At 69.4% G+C, this 17,995-nt stretch carries 16 protein-coding genes and 1 pseudogene; 4 read left to right on the forward strand and 13 right to left on the reverse strand.

Translation table 11 applies throughout. The features are described from left to right. From AB0B91_RS18610 to AB0B91_RS18625, 4 genes are read right to left on the reverse strand one after another with little or no spacing between them, the layout of a single operon-like run. On the reverse strand, positions 1 to 966 hold the full coding sequence (locus AB0B91_RS18610; protein ID WP_358320592.1) for a GlxA family transcriptional regulator: 966 nt from the start codon (positions 964 to 966) through the stop codon (positions 1 to 3). A gap of 55 nt (positions 967 to 1,021) precedes the next feature. After that, complete coding sequence (locus AB0B91_RS18615) at positions 1,022 to 1,711, reverse strand: VC0807 family protein (protein WP_358320595.1); 690 nt, start codon at positions 1,709 to 1,711, stop codon at positions 1,022 to 1,024. Then, positions 1,708 to 2,319: a TetR/AcrR family transcriptional regulator gene (locus tag AB0B91_RS18620; RefSeq protein WP_214641992.1), complete on the reverse strand. Its 612-nt coding sequence runs from the start codon at positions 2,317 to 2,319 to the stop codon at positions 1,708 to 1,710. Before AB0B91_RS18620 ends, AB0B91_RS18615 begins: the two co-directional genes overlap by 4 nt. Before the next feature lie 39 nt (positions 2,320 to 2,358). Then, positions 2,359 to 3,222 (reverse strand): oxidoreductase, encoded by an 864-nt coding sequence (locus AB0B91_RS18625; RefSeq protein ID WP_358320598.1) that lies wholly within the window; start codon positions 3,220 to 3,222, stop codon positions 2,359 to 2,361. Between the two features lie 112 nt (positions 3,223 to 3,334). Between AB0B91_RS18625 and AB0B91_RS18630 the strand changes: the two genes are divergently transcribed. After that, on the forward strand, positions 3,335 to 3,922 hold the full coding sequence (locus AB0B91_RS18630; protein WP_358320601.1) for a TetR family transcriptional regulator: 588 nt from the start codon (positions 3,335 to 3,337) through the stop codon (positions 3,920 to 3,922). Positions 3,923 to 3,991: 69 nt separating this feature from the next. Then, positions 3,992 to 4,900, forward strand: a complete 909-nt coding sequence (locus tag AB0B91_RS18635; RefSeq protein ID WP_358320604.1) for an aminoglycoside phosphotransferase family protein — start codon at positions 3,992 to 3,994, stop codon at positions 4,898 to 4,900. 4 nt (positions 4,901 to 4,904) lie between these two features. On the opposite strand, the gene AB0B91_RS18640 is transcribed toward AB0B91_RS18635, so the two are convergent. From AB0B91_RS18640 to AB0B91_RS18665, 6 genes are read right to left on the reverse strand one after another with little or no spacing between them, the layout of a single operon-like run. After that, entirely contained in the window at positions 4,905 to 6,137 is a 1,233-nt protein-coding gene (locus AB0B91_RS18640) for an enolase C-terminal domain-like protein (RefSeq protein WP_358320607.1), read from the reverse strand. Continuing rightward, positions 6,134 to 9,145, reverse strand: coding sequence for a glycoside hydrolase family 38 C-terminal domain-containing protein (locus AB0B91_RS18645; RefSeq protein WP_358320610.1), 3,012 nt, complete (start codon positions 9,143 to 9,145; stop codon positions 6,134 to 6,136). Before AB0B91_RS18645 ends, AB0B91_RS18640 begins: the two co-directional genes overlap by 4 nt. Continuing rightward, positions 9,145 to 9,954 carry a carbohydrate ABC transporter permease gene (locus tag AB0B91_RS18650; protein ID WP_358320613.1) on the reverse strand — a complete coding sequence of 270 codons (810 nt, stop codon included), beginning with the start codon at positions 9,952 to 9,954 and terminating at the stop codon, positions 9,145 to 9,147. Before AB0B91_RS18650 ends, AB0B91_RS18645 begins: the two co-directional genes overlap by 1 nt. Continuing rightward, positions 9,951 to 10,790, reverse strand: coding sequence for a sugar ABC transporter permease (locus AB0B91_RS18655; RefSeq protein WP_358320616.1), 840 nt, complete (start codon positions 10,788 to 10,790; stop codon positions 9,951 to 9,953). The genes AB0B91_RS18650 and AB0B91_RS18655 overlap by 4 nt, the downstream gene beginning before the upstream one ends. Beyond that, entirely contained in the window at positions 10,790 to 12,037 is a 1,248-nt protein-coding gene (locus AB0B91_RS18660) for an extracellular solute-binding protein (protein WP_358320619.1), read from the reverse strand. The genes AB0B91_RS18655 and AB0B91_RS18660 overlap by 1 nt, the downstream gene beginning before the upstream one ends. Before the next feature lie 17 nt (positions 12,038 to 12,054). Beyond that, positions 12,055 to 12,756 carry an FCD domain-containing protein gene (locus AB0B91_RS18665; protein WP_219532939.1) on the reverse strand — a complete coding sequence of 234 codons (702 nt, stop codon included), beginning with the start codon at positions 12,754 to 12,756 and terminating at the stop codon, positions 12,055 to 12,057. Positions 12,757 to 12,823: 67 nt separating this feature from the next. Between AB0B91_RS18665 and AB0B91_RS18670 the strand changes: the two genes are divergently transcribed. Further along, complete coding sequence (locus AB0B91_RS18670; RefSeq protein ID WP_358320622.1) at positions 12,824 to 13,930, forward strand: hypothetical protein; 1,107 nt, start codon at positions 12,824 to 12,826, stop codon at positions 13,928 to 13,930. Here the strand turns inward: AB0B91_RS18670 and AB0B91_RS18675 are convergent. From AB0B91_RS18675 to AB0B91_RS18685, 3 genes and pseudogenes are all read right to left on the reverse strand, one after another. Next, positions 13,920 to 14,432, reverse strand: a complete 513-nt coding sequence (locus tag AB0B91_RS18675) for a DUF305 domain-containing protein (RefSeq protein ID WP_358320625.1) — start codon at positions 14,430 to 14,432, stop codon at positions 13,920 to 13,922. The two genes, AB0B91_RS18670 and AB0B91_RS18675, sit on opposite strands and share 11 nt — an antisense overlap. 8 nt (positions 14,433 to 14,440) lie before the next feature. Beyond that, the gene (locus tag AB0B91_RS18680) at positions 14,441 to 16,093 is read right to left on the reverse strand and encodes a hypothetical protein (RefSeq protein ID WP_358320628.1); all 1,653 of its coding nucleotides are present in this window, start codon (positions 16,091 to 16,093) and stop codon (positions 14,441 to 14,443) included. 286 nt (positions 16,094 to 16,379) lie between these two features. Then, positions 16,380 to 16,715, reverse strand: a pseudogene (locus AB0B91_RS18685) (Tc toxin subunit A); the annotation flags it as partial. A gap of 103 nt (positions 16,716 to 16,818) precedes the next feature. On the opposite strand from AB0B91_RS18685, the gene AB0B91_RS18690 reads away from it, so the two are divergent. Next, positions 16,819 to 17,802, forward strand: coding sequence for an LLM class flavin-dependent oxidoreductase (locus AB0B91_RS18690; RefSeq protein ID WP_358320631.1), 984 nt, complete (start codon positions 16,819 to 16,821; stop codon positions 17,800 to 17,802). Positions 17,803 to 17,995: the final 193 nt, after the last annotated feature.

Here is a 17,995-nt window from a genome sequence, read left to right on the forward strand (position 1 = left end):
TCAACTCTCCTTTGCCTGGAACCGGCGGCGATAGTCGCCGGGCGAAACCCGCCAATTGCGGCGGAACACGCGGTAGAGGGTCTCCGGCCGGCCCAGCCCCGAGTCCCTGGCCACCCGGTCGAGCGGCCGGTCGGTGATCTCCAGCAGGCGGCGGGCGGCGTCGGCCCTGCTGCGCTCCACGTACCGGCCAGGCGACAGACCGACCTGCTCGGTGAAGACGCGGGAGAAGTGGCGCTCGCTCATCCCGGCGCGGCGCGCGAGCGCGGGCACGCTCAGGTCGGCGTCCGGGTTGGCGTCGATGTACGCCTGCAACTCCCTGAGCGGCTCGCTCCGCGGCGCGACGGCGCTCATCGAGGTGCTGAACTGGCTCTGTCCGCCGGGTCGGTGCAGGTAGACGACCAGCCCGCTGGCCACCTGCCGGGCCAGTTCGTGCCCGTGGTCCGCGGCCACCAGGGCCAGCGCGAGATCCACGCCCGCGCTGACCCCCGCCGAGGTCCACACGTCACCGTCCTTGATGTAGATCGGGTCGGGATCCACCTCCACGCGTGGGTACCACTCGCGCATCTGGTCGGCGACCAGCCAGTGCGTGGTGGCCCGCCGGCCGTCGAGCAGCCCGGCCTCGGCCAGGATGAGTGCTCCGCTGCAGACAGACGTGGTACGGCGAGCGGTCGCGGCCAGGCGGGTGACGCCTTCGATCATCCGGCGGTCGCGTAGCCCTGTCATCGTGCCGAACCCGCCCGCGACCAGCAGCGTGTCGATCGGCCCCTCGATCTCGTGCAGCGGCGTCGGCACCAGGGTGGCGATCCCGTGCCCGGCCGCCACGGGCCCGGCGCTGACCGCGGTCACCTCGACCCGGTATCCGCCCTCCTTGACCAGCAGGTCCGCCACCGAGAACACGTCGGCCGGACCTGCCATGTCGAGCAGCTGAAAGCCCTCGAAGATCACGATGACGACGCGGCGGTCCATGCCTTCCATGCTGGTCAGCGGCCGTCCATGGCGTCAATGACACGACTATTGCAGATTACGCCAACGGGGCAGGAGCCACGGGTGTCTCCTTGAGCGGGGAGTAGAGCGCCGACCAGCGGTTGTACAGGCCGGTGGGGACGAGGTAGCAGGCCATCACGACCTGCATCAGCACCATGAAGACGCCGTACTGCAGGCCGCCCAGGCCGGGGACGACGTCGGGCGGCAGGGTGTAGGCCATGGTCACGCGGACGGCGGCGTCGGCCAGCAGCCCGATGCCCCAGATGACCGTCGCCACCCGCCAGATCCTGCGGAAGGCGGGCAGCCGGTCCCACAGGACGTCCCAGGACTCGCGGCGCGAGCCGCCGCCGTCCAGGGGGCCGACGCGTCCTTCCAGGAAGAAGCGGGTGAAGGCGAACACCAGCGGCTGCCGGCCTCTGACACTGGCCAGGAACCACAGGCCCGAGATGGCGGTGACCCAGCCGTCCTTGGCCAGCAGGAAGCGGGCGTCGTGGACGAGCAGGGAGATCGCCGCGCTGCCCACCATCATGGCCGTCATGAACAGGCTGAGCCCGTCGGGCTTGCGGAGGCGTACCAGGTTGGCGACGACGCTCAGGCCCGGCAGCAGGGAGCTGATCAGCAGCGCGTGGTGATAGCTCACGCCGGCCGCGCGCATCACGTAGTAGAGGCCGATGGGCAGGACCAGGTCGATGAGCACGAGCAGCAGTGCCTTGCTCCGTGAGCTCATGACCTGGCCCGGGTCGCCAGGCGGAAGAGCTCGACCAGCTCTTCCGTGTAGACGTCGAGGTCGGCGGTGGGGTCGCCCTCCAGGAGGAACGGCAGGCCGTCCAGGGCCCGCTGGATGGCCATCGCCACCACGCGGGTGTTGAACCTGCGGAATTCGCCGGACTCCTGCCCCCAGGACAGCAGCCGCTCGATGTGCTGGAGCGAGGCCGGGTCGATGGCCGCCTCCTGCGCGGTGGTCCCCTTCTCCGGCCGGTAGTTCAGGAAGACCTCGGTGGCCGCGCGCATCTCGCGGCGGTGGTCCCTGATGAACTCGATCAGCGAGCGGATGTAGGTGTCGAGCGCGGCGCCGGGGCTGGTCTGGGCGCCGACCCGCTCGGCCATGAACGTCCCGATCTCCGTGTAGATCGTGGTGATCGTCTGGCCGATCAGGTCGTCCTTGCCGTCGAAGTGGTAGGAGATCAGCCGCGTGCTGCTGAGCCCGGCTTTCTCGGCGATGCGGGCGAAGGTCGCCTGGTGGTAGCCCAGGTCGGCGATCGTCTCGATGGTGGCCGCCACGATCTGCGCCCGCCGGGCGGAGGTCGTGACGGAGTCTTCCTTCCTTACTTGCACAAGTAATTTTTAACTTAGCCGAGTAAATCTGGCAAGTCCTCAGCCGCCGATGGTGTCGAGTTCGGCGAGCGCGTCGGCCGGCAGGGCCAGGCTCGCCGCGGCGATGTTCTCGCGAAGGTGGGCCAGGGACGAGGTCCCGGGGATGAGCACGGTCGTGGCCGAGCGCTGGAGCAGCCAGGCCAGGGCGACCTGCTGCGGGGAGGCGTCCAGGCGGGCGGCCACGTTCGTGAGGGTCGCGGACTGGAGCGGGGTGAAGCCGCCAAGGGGGAAGAACGCGGCGAAGGCGATGTTCTCGGCCGCGCACCGGTCGACGAGGGCGTCGTCCTGCCGGTTGGCGAGGTTGTAGAGGTTCTGCACCGTGACGACGGGCGCGATGGCCTGCGCCTCGGTGAGCTGGGCCGCGGAGACGGCGCTGAGGCCGAGGTGGCGGATCAGGCCCTCCTTCTGCAGCTCCACCAGGGCGCCGAACGGCTCCGCGAGCGACTCCTCGCCGGTGCCGCCTTCGGCCAGGCGCAGGTTGACGACGTCGAGGGCGTCCACGGCGAGGCGCTGGAGGTTCTCATGGACCGCGGCCTTGAGGTCCTCGGGCTCCAGTGCGTGGTTCCAACTGCCGTCCGAGCCGCGGCGGGCGCCGACCTTGGTGACGATGCGGAGGTCCGCCGGGTAGGGGTGCAGGGCCTCCTTGATGAGCTCGTTGACGACGAAGGGCCCGTAGAAGTCGCTGGTGTCGATGTGGGTGATGCCCCGCTCGACGGCCTCGCGCAGCACCGCGAGGGCCTGGTCGCGATCCTTGGGCGGCCCGAAGACCCCGGGCCCGGCCAGTTGCATGGCGCCGAAGCCCATGCGGGTGATGGTGAGGTCGTGCGCGAGCGTGAGGGTCCCGCCGGGAAGGTTCTCCGACATATCCGTACCTTTCCTCTGAACTGCATCTCCAACGGTGCGGTTGCTGTTTCGAGACTAGCGCGAGAAAAATCCAACCGCAACGTTGGATTTGGTTTGACGATAGGGTGTCGCCATGGCGTGGGACACCGAGGGGACGCGGCGGCGGCTCAAGGAAGCGGCGACCGTCGAGTTCGCCGAGCGCGGGCCGGACGGCACGACCATGGCCCGCATCGCCGAGCGGGCCGGGATCAACAAGGAGCGCCTGTACAAGTACTTCGGCGACAAGCAGGCGCTGTTCGAGACCGTGCTCGCCGACGAGCTCCAGAAGCTCGCCGCCTCGGTGCCGCCGCCCGAGGACGGCTTCGCGAACATCGGCGAGTTCGCCGGCCGCACCTACGACTACCACGCGGCGCATCCCCATCTGGTCCGCCTGCTGCTGTGGGAAGGACTGGCCGGGGGTCCGGTGGCCGACGAGGCGAACCGCGCCGCCCACTACCGGAACAAGACGCGGGCCTACGCGGCCGCCCAGCGCGCCGGCATCCTGGACGACGATGTCGACCCCGATCACCTGGCGTTCATGATCATCGGACTGTCCGCCTGGTGGTTCTCCGTGCCCCATCTCGCCGGCATGCTCACCGGCGCCGACGACCAGACAGAGCACGCGCGGCGCCGCGCCAGTGTGGTGCGCGCGGCCCAGCGACTCGCTCGACCGCGAGGCTAGAAATTCGTTGGACAGGCGGTGGCCCCGACCTGTGGGATGAGGCGTCGTTGCCCATGGCAAGGAGAGTGCGTGTCAGCCGACGACGTATCCATCGATGAGACCCTGGTGCGCCGGTTGCTGGCGGCGCAGTTCCCGCAGTGGGCGGAGCTGCCCCTTTCGCCCGTCCCGGTGTCCGGCATGGACAACGCGACGTACCGGCTGGGCGAGGACCTGTCCGTACGCCTGCCCCGCTATCCCCGGTGGGTCGGACAGGTCGAACGCGAGCACCACTGGCTCCCGAGGCTCGCCCCGCACCTGCCACTGCCGGTCTCCGAGCCGCTCGCCATGGGCACGCCCGGGGAGGGTTACCCGTTTCCCTGGTCGGTCTACCGGTGGCTGCCCGGCGAGACCGCGACCATCGAGGGGCTCGCCGATCCCGTCGGAACGGCCAAGGAGCTGGCCGAGTTCATCGTGGCGCTACGGAAGATCGATGCCACCGGCGGGCCGGGGCCCCAGTGGAGCAACGCGTTCCGGGGCGTGCCCATGGGTGACGAGCGCGACTCCGTGGCCGTCGAGGCCCGCGTACGTCCCAAGATCGCGGCGTTGCGGGGAATGATCGACGTCGGCGCGGTGACGGCCGTGTGGGAGGCCGCGCTGGCGGCGCCCGCGTGGGACGGTCCGCCGGTGTGGGTCCACGGTGACCTCGCGCAGGGGAACCTGCTGGTCGTGGACGGCCGGTTGAGCGCCGTGATCGACTTCGGGACGCTGGCCGTGGGTGACCCGGCGTGCGATCTCATGCCCGCGTGGACGTTCCTGCCGGCCGAGGCGCGGGGCGCGTTCCGCGCGACCCTCGACGTCGACGACGCCACCTGGGCGCGGGGCCGTGGCTGGGGGCTGGCGTCGTCCCTGCCCGTCCCCGACGACCCCTACTTCGACGTCCCGGGCCGCCGGGAGGCCGCCCTGCGCCAGCTCGACGAGCTCATCGCCGATCTCGGGTAGTGACCTAGGTGTCGACCTCCAGGGACACGGCGGGGTCGGCGAAGCGTTCGTTCGGCACCTGGGCGTACCAGCCGGGCCGTCCCGGGTCCCGGTCGTAGGGGTATCCGCCCAGTTCGCGGTAGAGCTCGGCGTATTGGGCGACCCGGTCCTTGTCGAGCCGGACGCCCAGCCCCGGGCCCGTCGGCACCGCGATGGCTCCGTCGGCGTAGGCCAGCTTGCCGCCTTCGATCACGTCGTCGCGGAGCTGGTGGTAGTGGGCGTCGGCCGCGTACGTCAGGTTGGGCAGGACCGCGCCGAGATGCAGCATGGTCGCCAGCTGGATGCCCAGCTCGCCGGAGGAGTGGACCGCGACCCCGAGCTGGAAGGTCTCGCACACCCCGGCCGCCTTGACGCACGGCCGGATCCCGCCCCAGAACGTGGTGTCGAGCAGCACCACGTCGGCGGCCCGGCGCAGCACGTTGGAGGCGAGCTGCTCGAAGTTGACGACCACGGTGTTGGTCGCCAGCGGCACCCGGACCTGCTCGCGGATGACCCTGAGCCCTTCGAGCCCCCAGACCGGGTCCTCCAGGTATTCGTTGTTCAGCTCTTCGATGGCCCGCCCGAACCGCAGTCCCTCGGCCACCGACAGCACCGCGTTGGGGTCGTAGCGGAGCCGGTCATCGGGGAAGGCCGCCGCGAGCGCCCGGTAGCACTCCAGCTCGAAGTCGGGCGGGAACACCCCGCCCTTGAGCTTGTGCACGGTGAACCCGTGCGCCGCCTTCAGCTGCCTGGTGTGCTCGACGAGCTGGTCGGGTGTGCGCACCTCGGCGTAGCCCTCCGCCGCGTACCGGTAGAACAGGTACGAGGCGAACGGCACGGAGTCGCGCAGCCGCCCGCCGAGCAGGTCACTGGCGGGGACGCCGAGCTGCTGCCCGATCAGGTCGATGCAGGCGAACTCGATGGCCGCCAGGAGCTGGGTGCGGTTGTTGTAGAGCGACGCGGTCGGATTGGCGATCTTGAACCGGAGCGCCTCCAACTGGAACGGGTCGTGGCCCCTCAGGTACGGCAGGAGCGCGCTGAACGCCGCCTCGGCGCTCTCCCCGCCCCCGCCCATCTCCCCCAGGCCGACCAGCCCGTTGTCGGCCTCGACCTCGACGATCGTGCGGACGAACCGGCCCCAGTGGGCGCCGTTGCTGTGCCGGAGCGGCGCCTCCAGCGGAACGGCGACCGTGGTGGCCCGAATGTCAACGATCTTCACTCGCACGTCCCCCAAATAGCGGCCACACCGCACGCGGGCAGCCGTACCTTGACCGAATCCGCCGAGACCACCAATGATCGCAGCTCTCGCTCCAAACCGGCACTCACCGATGCCTGGCGGAGCCCTGGCAGCCGGACCGTAACCTCGACCGGCTCGGCGGCGAGCGACTGCAGCCGGACCACGAGCTCGTTGTCGCTCTTCTGCCCGAGCGAGGTGACCAGCACGTCGGGGTGGTCGACCGAGACGAACGACTTGACCGCGTCGGGCGAGCTGGTGAGCAAGGCGCCGACGAACTGGTCGGTCAGCCCGGCGGCCGCCCGCGTGCCCAGTCGCCTGCCCTCGATCCCCGGGGACGACATGATCGAGTAGCGGAACGTGGTCTCCCCCTGCTGCTGGGAGGGGAAGTTCGTGTCCCAGATGTTGTTCAGCGCCCAGGAGTAGACCGTGCCCGGCTCCTCGTCCAGCGTCGGAGGGAACGGGGCGTACGGCATGTGGATGGTGCCGAGCTGCACCAGCGGCGCCTCCAGCGTGGCCCAGGCGACGGTCAGCTCGGGGTCCTCGAAGGCGATCCAGTGCCTGATCGGCAGCATGTACTCGGCCGAGCCCGGCACCCGCGGCACGTCCGGTCCGCCGACGCCGCCGGTCAGCTCCCAGGCCGTCGCGGGGCCCGAGGCGAACGGGAAGGCCAGGAAGACGGCCTCCTTGGCCGGCGTGCCCTGCTTGGCGAGCTGGTAGGTCAGGTCGAGGCGGGGGACGCCGTTGTGCAGCTCGATCGTGGTGCGCAGCCAGTCGACGCCCTTGCCCTGCAGCTCGACGACCAGCTTCTCGCCCACGGCGGTCCGCTGCGCCTTGACGATCGTGGCGTTCCTCCCGATCGCCCGGTCACCGAGCAGCGTGCGGTCGTGCGCCCCGACATGCCCGGACAGGTGGTTGAAGTGCGGGGCGGTGGCATATTGATCATAAACGTACTGACCGAAACCGGCCGCGGCGCCGTCGTTGACCAGTTCCCGCCCGGCCGCCTTGTCGAAGATCGAGCGGATCACGCCTTCGCGGACGTCGTAGGTGACCCGGTAGAACTCGTTCTCGATCACCCCGCCCAGGTCGGGCTCGACCGGCTCGGGCGCCTGGCTCGCGCCCCTGACGACGTCGATCCGCGCGTACCCGTAGCCGGGGACCTCCGGCACCACGGCGTGCAGGTGCCGCCCGATCGGCCTGGTCGGCCAGTCGACCGGGTCCACGAACTCCTCGTGGTGCGGGATCGTCTCACCCGTGCGCGCGTCGACGAGGGCGATCGGCACGTCCGTCCTGACCACGTCCCGGGGAAGGAACGCGCGTACGACGTCGGTCCTGCTCTCCGTCCCGGGGTTGAAGACCGCGAAGGACGCGAGCGCCGACGGGTCGGCGACCCCGCGGTCGGAGAGCGCGGCGCCGAACCGGCGGGCGGCGGCGTGCAGCAGGTCGGCCGCGTCGTCCTGGGCGTCGTAGGCGCCCGACGACTTGCGGGTCCACTGCAGCCCGCCCGAGTCGCCCGCCTCCTCCGCGTCCTGCCAGGGGTTGGCCGCGCCCCAGGTGTGCTCGTTGAACAGCGCCACCTTGTCGTAGGCCTCGTCGATCTGCTCCGTCGCGTCGGCGCCGGCGATCGTGTGCAGCGTCTCGGCGACGCGCAGCGCCGACTGCGCCCGGCGTACGTAACCGAGGGGACGCGCGCCGGAGCCGAGCCCGTCGGCCCACCAGTCGGTCCAGTCGCCCTCGTGCACGGCCAGGCGGTCGTGGTAGCGCTCTTCGACGTGCTCGAAGAAGTCACTGTTGACCGCGGACCGCAGCCGGGGGAAGGCCCACTGCTCGTTCCACCGGCGCGCGATGGCGGCGGGCACGATCGACGGTCCGGCGTTGTCGGCGTGCGCGCCCTGGACCCGCAGGTGCAGGACGTCCAGCTCGTACGGCTCTCGCGGCGCGTCCGGGCCCTGCCAGCCGAATGTGCCGGGACCGTAGGGGTAGCCGCGCGAGGCCAGCGCCGACAGGTAGCGCGGCAGCAGGTCGTCGGCCAGCTCGTAGGAGTCGGTGAGCCCGACCGTGTTGCCCTCCATGTACGCCATGCCGTGGGGGGTGTCGGTGAACCAGACGATCACCTCCTGACCGCTCGGCGCCCGCCACCGGAACGGCCGGGTCAGCTTGTCGCCTCCGTGCAGGTACGGCACCGACCGCCCGGCCCAGTTGTGCGCCGCGGCGAGGTAGCGCACCCCGGCGGCGTTCAGCGCGTCGATCACGCCGACGACCGCGCCCGGCACGTCGGTGTGCATGGCCGACTTGGTGGCGAAGCCGTACTTCTCCTGGAGCTGGGTGGTGAAGCGGAGCTGCCGGTAGAGCTCCTCGGTCGAGCAGGCTTCGGTGTGCAGCTGGAACGGCAGCGCGGTCACCTCGATGACGCCGGCGCGGGCCAGCGCGGCGAACCGTTCGACCTGGTCGGCCGGCCGGGCGTCGAGCCACTTCAGCGCGGGCATCGAGGACTCGACCGTCCACCTGAACTTGGCGTCGTCCGGCCAGGAGGCGGTCTCCTCGGCCAGCCGGAGCGCCGCGTCGAGGTAGTCGAGGTGGTGGCGGAGCACCGTACCCTGCGGGTCGGTGTAGCCGATGTCGAGGTGCGAGTGATGGACGACGAACACACTCCACTTGCGCTGCGGGGTGATCGTGATCTCCGTGGAGCCGACGAGCCCGGCGTCGTCGCGCGACTCCAGGGTCAGCACGCGGGGCGCGGTCACCTCGGGCACGAGCAGCGTGACATCGGTGCCGGAGGCACTGTCCTCGCCCACCAGCACGTGCGTCAGCGGCACCGTGCTCGACACCCGGACCGCCTGCCGGCCGTCATGGGTGAACAGCGGCAGCACCGCGACCCGCACCTCCGCGCCGCGCACGCCGATCACCGGTGTCGAGGTGTCGTTGCGCAGCGCCTGCCTGATCCCGTCATAGTCGGGCGAGCCGAGGCTCCGCTGCAGCAACCGGCTGGTCATCAGACACTCCCTAGAGACAGGCCACGGGCGAACAGCCGCTGGGTGGCGAGGAACAGCAGGACCGTCGGCAGCGAGACCACGAGCCCCGCCGCGAGGCCCACGGGCACCGGGGTGCCCGCGTAGACGTCGGTCATCAGCCCGGCCAGCGCGGTCATCACCGGCCGTACGTCCTCGGTCTGCGTGAGCGTCAGGCCGAAGATCAGGTCGTTCCAGATGAAGGTGAACTCAAGGATGAACACGGCCGCCAGCGCGCTGACCGACAGCGGCAGGTAGATGCGCCAGAAGATCCGCCAGGTGGTGGCCCCGTCCATGCGGGCCGCCTCGAAGATCGAGAACGCCACTCCACTGTAGAAGTTCCGCAGCACGAAAGCCGCCAACGGCACGTTGATCGCCGTGTAGACCAGGAGCAGGCCGCCCCTGGTGTCGTACAGGCCGAGATCGCTGTAGCCCACGAACAGCGGCACGAGCAGCATCTGCGACGGGAAGATCGTGCCGCCGAAGATGAGCAGGAACCACCAGAAGCCGTGCCGCAGCCGGAGCACCACGATGGTGTACCCGGCCAGCGCCCCGATGAGCACGCCGAGCATGGGCGAGACGATGCTGTAGAGCGCTGTGCTGGCCAGGCTGTCGGACAGGTTCGCGCTGTCCAGGGCCCGGGCGAAGTTGTCGAACAGCGCGAAGCTGCCGGAGGGCTGCCACGCCTTCGCCGGGTCGTACGACGCCGCGGGCCGCGCGGCGTTGACGAGCAGCAGGTACGTCGGTCCCAGCCAGATCAGGCCGAGCACGATCAGTACGGCACGCCGGATCATCGCACCTGCCTCCTGAGGTAGAGGTAGGACGCCAGCCCCGTGACCACGGTGAGCACGACCGCCACCGAGGCGCCGTAACCGTACTGGCTGGCCACGAACGTGTCCTTGTACATGGTCACCGCGAGCGTCTCGGAGTTGCGTCCGGGGCCACCCTGGGTCAGTACCCAGACGATGTCGAACGTCTTCAGGCTCGCCACCAGCGCCAGCCCCACCACGACCGCGGTGAGCGGCGCCATCAGCGGCCAGATGACGTGCCGGAACAGCTGCCACCCCGAGGCCCCGTCGATCCGGGCGGCCTCGATCGGCGCCTTGGGGATGGACTGCAGCCCGACCACGAACAGCAGCGTGTTGACGCCGAGCTGCTGCCAGGTCCAGACCAGCAGCATGGCGATCGTGTTGTGCGGCGCCTTCTGCAGGAACGCGGTGTCGACGCCGAGCAGCAGGTTCGCGATGCCGTCGTGCGACAGGATCGGGCTCCACACCATGGCCAGCCCGGCGCCGCTGAGCGCGTAGGGCAGCATGAACGGCACCCGGTACCAGACGCCGCCCTTGATGTCGTACGACAGCACCGCCACCAGCAGGCCGAGCCCGACCGGCAGCGCCATCGTGCCGACCACCCAGAGCAGCGTGTTGCCCAGCGAGGAGATCAGCGCCGGGTCCTGGAGCAGCTTGCCGAAGTTACGCAGGCCGACCCACTCGGGTGGCGCGAGCCCGTCATAGTTGGTGAAGCTCAGGTACGCCGTCCAGATGAACGGCACGTAGAGCAACCCAGCGACAAGCAGGGCAGCAGGAGCGACATAGCCGTGCCTGAAACGGCCGAGCATAGGTGCGCGCATCACTGATGCGTGCTCCAGTAGTCGTCGGCCGCCTTCTGGATGGTGCCGAGCACTTCCTTGTAGGTGCCGGGCTCGGTCACGAACTTGCTGAACCCGTCGAGCGCGGCCGTCAGAATGGGTGGCGGCGTGGCCTCGAAGTAGCGGTTGACCAGGCGGTACTTGCCGCTGCCCGCGTCCTTGGTGACCTGGCCGAGCGCCTCGTCCTTGATCGTCACCTTGGGGTTGGCGCTGACGTCGCCGCGGGTCGTGGCCCACTTGTCCTGGGCCGGCTGCGTGGTCCACCACTTGAGGTACTTCTGGCTGGCGTCGGGGTCGGCCGCCTTGGTCAGCGAGCAGAGCGGGCCGCTCTCGAAGATCATCGAGGTCTTGGGCAGGGAGGCGTTCACGTTCGGGATCGCGAAGAAGCCGTAGTCGGTGCCGGCCTTCAGGTCGCGCTGGGTCATGCTGGTGTTGAACCAGGTGCCGAAGGAGACCATCGCCGCCTTGCCGTTCTTCAGCACATCCCCCGGGTCGGTCTTGTCACCGGGATTGATGAAATATCCGGCGTCGATGAGCTGCTTCCACTTCTCCATCACCTGGACCACGCCGGGGTCGGTGTACTTGGCCTTGCCCGTGGAGAGGCGGTCGTACAGGTCGGGGTCCATCCCGGCCATGAGCTGCTCGAACCAGACGAAGGAGAACAGCACACTGGTGTGGTAGAAGGCCTTGACGTCGTTCTTCTTCAGGGTCTCGGCCACCTTGACCAGCTCGTCCCACGTGGTGGGCGGCTGCAGGCCGTACTTGTCGAAGATCTTCTTGTTGTAGAACATGCCCCAGTAGGCGACATTCATCGGCACGCAGTACTGCTTGCCGCCGACCGTGTAATAGGGCGCCAGGTCCTGCGACAGGTCACCGGCCTTGATCGCCTCCTGCCAGATGGAGGTGGTGTCGGCCACCTGCTTCTGCTTGACGATCTCTTCCAGCATCCCCCCGGTCTGCCAGGTGAACAGGTCCGGTTTGACGTTCGTACGGAACGACGCCTTGATGAACGCCTGGTACTGGGCCGAATCGGTGTAGCCGACCGGCTTCATGCCTAAGCTGATCTGCTGCTTCGACAGAGCGCCCATCTCGTCGAAGTACTTGCTCCACGCGCCCTTGTCGTTGTACAGCGACAGTTCGGACTTCTTCTGCGGCGCTTGGGTATTGCCGCCACAGGCGGCGAGAAAGAGGGCTGCCACGCCGAGCGTGGCAACGCGTGACCGGATCATGCCCCGGCCTCCTTGTTTCACTTGGGGGGGTGTTGCAGCCTCTGCTCTATTACGGTCTTGACGTCCACCAGGTGAGCGCGCATGCGTTCCTCGGCCGCCGCGGCGTCGCGCGCCTCGATGGCCTCCAGGATCGCCAGGTGCTCGTCGTAGTCACGGCGCCGGTCGTCGAAGATCTGCAGTATTTCCCGCTGCTCGGGACCGTGGACGGTCAGCAGCGAGTCGACCACCTCGTGCAGCACGCGGTTGCCGGCCAGCCGGGCGGTCGCCCGGTGGAAGGTCATGTTGGCGTCGTGCAGCTCGGCGTCCTGGCCGCGCAGATGCCTGGCGGCGTCCACGAGCACCCGCTGGAGCGCGGCCAGTTCCTCGCCGGTCGCGCGCCCCGCGGCCAGTGCGGCCAGCGGCGGCTCGATGACGATGCGCGCGCCGAGGAGCTCAAGGAGCTGGGCGCCACGCATCTCCCGCATGTTCGGGTTCGGGAGCACGAGCCGCTCGATGTCGGCGCCGACATAGATGCCGGAGCCGTGCCGCATCTCGATGGCCCCGGTGGCCTCGAGCCTGCGCAGCGCTTCACGCAGCGTCGGGGTGGTGACGGCGAAACGCTGGGAGAGCTCCCGGGTCGAGGGCAGCCTGTCGCCCGGCCGGTGCCCACCTGTACGGATGAGCTCCAGCATGCGCTCGGTCAGAGCGTCGGAAAGGCTGGGCCGCGTTACCTCGGACATATCAAGTCATCTAATCACTTGTTGCGACTGCCGTCCATCGTCTGATGAGGAGAGTATTTTTCCGGCCATGAAGCGGATTCTGGCGTGGGTCACGTCGATCATCCTGGTGCTGGCCGTGGCCGGCGTCGGTGGTGCCGGGTGGTACTACTCCGGGCTGGTGATCGACCCGTCCAGAGGCGATTCGTACCCCTTGGAGGTGACCGCGGTCGCGGCCGGCCGGGTCACGCTGAAGGGCGGCGGCGATCTGGCCGCCCCTGGAACCTACGGCCTGACCTGGCCCGAAGGCAACGCCACGGTGGGCGAGGTGGTCGCGACCGGCGCCGGCACCGTCACGCGCGAGCTGCGCGAGGTTCGGAAGGGCGACCTGCGTCCGGGGGTCCACGTCTATTTCGACCGCTGGATGTGGGGCCACGAGGACCCGCGTACCGCGCTCGGCCTGCCGTACCAGAAGGTGAGCGTCCGCAGCGAGCTGGGCGACTTCCCCGCCTGGCGCACCGAGGGCGGCTCGAAGACCTGGGTGATCACCGTGCACGGCCGCAACGCCACCGCCTCGGAGTCGCTGCGCTACGTGCCCGTCTTCCACAAGCTGGGGATGCCGGTGCTGGGCATCAGCTACCGCAACGACCCGGGCGCGCCGGCCGCCGCCGACGGCAAGTTCCACCTCGGCGCCACCGAGTGGAAGGAGGTGGCCGCCGCCATCACCTACGCGCGCGGCCAGGGCGCCACGGGCGTGCTGCTGTACGGCTTCTCGATGGGCGGCGGCATCGTCCCCATGGCCGCGCGGAACCTGCCCGGCGAGCCGATCAAGGGGATGATCCTGGACAGCCCGGTGATGGACTGGAACGGCCCCATCGACCTGGGCGCCGAGCAGCGGGGCGTGCCGCTCTGGCTGGCCTCCGTCGGCAAGTTCGTGGTCGAGCGCCGCACCGGCATCTCCCTTGACGATCTCGATCAGGTACGTCACGCGGCCGCGTTCAAGGTGCCGATCCTGCTGTACGTGGACGACGACGACGCCTCGGTGCCGATCGGGCCCTCGCTGGAGTTCGCCGAGCGACGGCCCGACCTGGTGACCCTCGTACGGACCAAGGGCGGCGGCCACGTCGGATCGTGGAACGCCGACCGGGCCCGATACGAGAAGGCACTGCGCGACTTCGCCATGAGGTTCAGCGCTTGAGCAGGTCCAGCATCAGTTTCACCTGACCCCTCCGGGACGACTCCACCTGACCGGCCCACGTCTTGACCTTGGGACTGACGCCGCCGGTCTCCTCGGCGGTGGCCATCTGCACGGCGTCGTCCTGGTGGGCGATCAGCAGGTTGAGAAAGTCCCGCTCGAAGCTCTTCGACTTCCGCAGCGCGGCGATCTGTTTGCGGTCGGTCTCGGGCATCCCGCCGTGGTGGTCGTGCGCTCCCTTCGCGGCGGTCAGCGGCTGGTCCCACTCATGCAGCCAGCGCAGCATCATCTCCACCTCGTCCTGCTGCGTGCTCGCGATCGCCGCCGCCAGCGTCCGTACCTCCGGTGTGGTCGCCCGCCCGTCGGCCACACCGGCGATCTCGATGCCCTGGCGGTGATGCTGGACCATCATCTGCACGAACATCACGTCCTCGGCGTTGACCGGATCGCCGGCCGGCGGGGAGTTCCCGCAGGCGGCGATCAGCAGCAGGGCGAGGACCGCCATGACGTGCCTCATCGGACGCTCGCCCGGTAGGTGAGCACCAGCCCGAGGTCGGTGAGGGCCGTCTTGTCGCCCTCCAGGACGAGGGTCCACGGGTTCCCGCCGACGTTGAGCCCCACGGTACGCAGGAGTTTGCCGTCGTTGAGCGCGAGCCTCCTGTCGCCGTTGAGCAGGAAGCGCACCGAATCGCGCCCGGCCAGTTCGTACCTGGGGAAGATGCCGGTGATCTGGCGCCCGCTCATGCCGGGGAACCGGTCCTGCGTGAACGACAGGACGAGCTGGTCGTCCTCGCTCTCCTGGAACCGCGCCCACTCGTCGGGGAACTCACGCGCCACGTCGAAGTAGCGGGCCGTCGGATACGGCTTGAGCATGCCCTTGACCGCGTTCGCGAAGACGTCCCCGCCCTGGTCCGCGGTGTACTTGACGGTGACGACCACGTCGCTCAGGTCGGCCGGCGCCGGGCCGGAGAGCTGCAGCCGCCATCGCGAGATCGCGCCCGTGCCCTCGAACGGCAGGTAGCGCTCGTCGTCCAGGCGTAGCTCGAACAGGCCATTGTTCTCCTTGTACTCCTCGATGTCCGACAGCGCGATCTGCTGGCCCGAGCGCCAGTCCGCGCGCAACGTGTCCGGCGGCGCGCCCTTCGGATCGAGCAGGAACTTCACCGCCTTCGGGTCGGCTTCCAGGACGGTCTTGCTGTCGAGCTGCGTCAGCGTCGCGTAGACGCCGAGCGGCCCGTCCGTGCCCTGGAACGCCACGGACAGCGTCCGGATCCGGCGCCCGAAGTGACCGGGGAAGTCCCGGTCGAACAGCGCCTCCGTCAGCGCGAACTCGCAGCGGCCGGCACCCCGCAGGGCCAGCAGGGCGAGCGGGTCCAGGTCCAGCAGCGACACCTTCTTGGTGATCTCCATCCCGCGGCCGTCGGTGTCGGCGTACGCCTTGCCCAGCCGTTCCAGGTCGAAGCCGAGGCTGTCGCCGGCGAGCAGGCCGTTGCGCAGGCTCTCCCAGTACCTCGGCTGGATGTAGCCGCCGTCGCCGTCGGTGACGCCCCGCTCGAACTGGAAGGCCCGTTCGGCGGAGCGCGCCGTCTCGTACGCCAGGTTGTACGTCTGGAAGTACAGCCCGGCCATCCGCCCGGCCATCCAGTGGTAGAGCTGGGCGCCCGCGAACTTGTCCGTCATGAACGCGACGACCGACTCCTGGTTCGCGATCTCCTGTGTCACGACGTCGAGTTCGCGCTTGGCGATCGTCACCTGGAGCTGGGCGGCGGCCACCTGGTGGCCGAGCTGGGTCACGTCGCTCTTGGCCATGGCGAGCTGGAGACCCCACTCCTGCGCCGCGCGCTCCTGCTCCGACCGCACGCCGAGCAGCTCGCCGAGCGTGCTGAAGCCCTCGGCCAGCGTCGAGGAGACGTCCGCCACCTTGTCGAGGGCGTCTCCGACCTGCTTGCCGCCCCACTCCGTACCGAAGATGAACGGGCCGAGCAGCGCCTGCGGCGCGCCCAGCGCGATCGCCGCGCCGATCTTCAGGCCGCCCGCGACGAAGTGCGCGTCGGACCCCCGCTTCATCCGGTCGAGCTGGTCCTTCTGCAACTGCGAGATCCCGTCGGCGATCAGCTTCTCGTAGTGCTGCACCCGCGCGGTCGCGCCGTCCCTGCTCGCCTCCACCTCGGCCAGGCTCTCCGTGGCGGCGTCGATCTGCGCCTCCTTGACGCCCCGCGTCAGGGCGAGGATCGAGCCCTCCTGCCGGTTCTGCAGCAGGGCGAGCTCCTCCGCGTCGCGCCGTCACGACCTCGACGTCCTCGGCCGAGAGCCCGAGAGACAACCTCGCGACCACGTCGGGATCCGCTTCCGGCGCGAACAGCCGGTAGAACTCGTCCGGCGCGACCTTGAGATGGCGCAGGTACATCGTGAACTGCTCGGCCACCAGCGAGAACGGCAGCCCGAACGGGTGGCGGGCCGCCCGCAGCCGCTCGTACGGCTCGCTCCCGACGACCGTCTCCAGCACCTCGTTGACGATGTCGAGGTAGGGCGACTCGGTGAACGTGTGCTCGGCGTCGAGCGGGATCTTCCCCAGATCAGGACGCCGCGCCAGCAGGCTTGGATCCCGGAAGGCGCCCTCCAGCAGCCGGAGGAGATCCACCAGATAGGCGGCCGGTGAGTAGACCGACCGGGCCTCGTCGCCCTCCCAGAAGTCGAGGTCACCGAAGAGCTGCTCGTAGCTGGGTAATGAACCATCCTTGCGCACTCGTGATCCCCCTAAACGGATCCCCGTGTTCAGCCGACTCATGCTCGCCTAGCTTTGGGGGCAGGACTACTGGCCGCCGAGGTAAGTTTCTTGAACTCGGTTCGGTTTCTGAAATAACCAGGGCGGCGTCGCGGTTGCACGTCTCATGGCTCTTCCGCTCTCCATCCTTGACCTTGCACACATCGGAGAAGGGGAGACGGCGGGCGACAGCTTCCGTGCCAGCGTGACCCTGGCGCAACGTGCGGAGGAGTGGGGCTACCAGCGGATCTGGTACGCGGAGCACCACAACATGCCCTCCATCGCTTCCTCCGCCACCAGTGTCCTCATAGCCCACGTGGCCGCACAGACCCAAACGATCCGCCTCGGGGCCGGCGGCATCATGCTGCCCAACCACGCCCCGCTGACCATCGCCGAACAGTTCGGCACCCTCGAAACCCTGCATCCGGGGCGCATCGACCTCGGCCTCGGCCGGGCGCCGGGCAGCGACCAGCAGACCATGCGCGCCATGCGCCGCAACCCCGCCTCCTCCGACGCCTTCCCTGAGGACGTCCTGGAACTGCAGGGCTACCTGACCGGCCAGTCCCGCATCCCGGGCGTGGACGCGACCCCGGGCAAGGGCACCGACGTGCCGCTCTACATCCTCGGCTCGTCCCTGTTCGGCGCCAAGCTCGCCGCCGCCCTCGGTCTCCCGTACGCCTTCGCCTCCCACTTCGCCCCAGCCGCGCTGGAGGACGCCGTCGCCCTTTACCGGCGCGAGTTCAAACCCTCCAGGCAGTTGGAGCAGCCGTACGTCATCGCCGGGGTCAACGTCATCGCGGCGGACACCACGGACGAGGCGGAGGCGCAGTTCCTGGCCATGAAGCGCACCAGGGTGAGCCGGTTCCTCGGCCGCGGCCAGACGTTCACCGAGGAGGAGGCCGACCTCGTCCTCGCCTCACCCGCCGGTCAGCAGCTCCTGCAGATGGCCAAGTACTCCGCCATCGGAACCGCCGACGAGGTGCAGGACTACCTCGACCGCTTCGCCAAGCAGGCCCAGGCCGACGAGCTGATCGTCGTCTCCGCGGCCCCCGACCGGAGAGCCTGGCTACGCTCCATCGAATTGCTGGCCCCGGGAACATCCGGCGCCTGACGGCGGTTACATCATTCGTGGCCGGTGTGCCCAGTGTCCCCGGGCCTCACCTATTGCCTTCGCGGAATACCGTCCGGCTGGAGCCGCGTTGCGCCTTTCGCCGAGAGGCGACACGCACACCGGTACGCACTCGTCAACCGAAGGCCCCGCCAGATCTCTGGCGGGGCCTTCGGTCTGAGATCCCGCGCCGCAC

Source organism: Nonomuraea sp. NPDC049141 (genome assembly GCF_040648415.1).
GTDB lineage: Bacteria > Actinomycetota > Actinomycetes > Streptosporangiales > Streptosporangiaceae > Nonomuraea.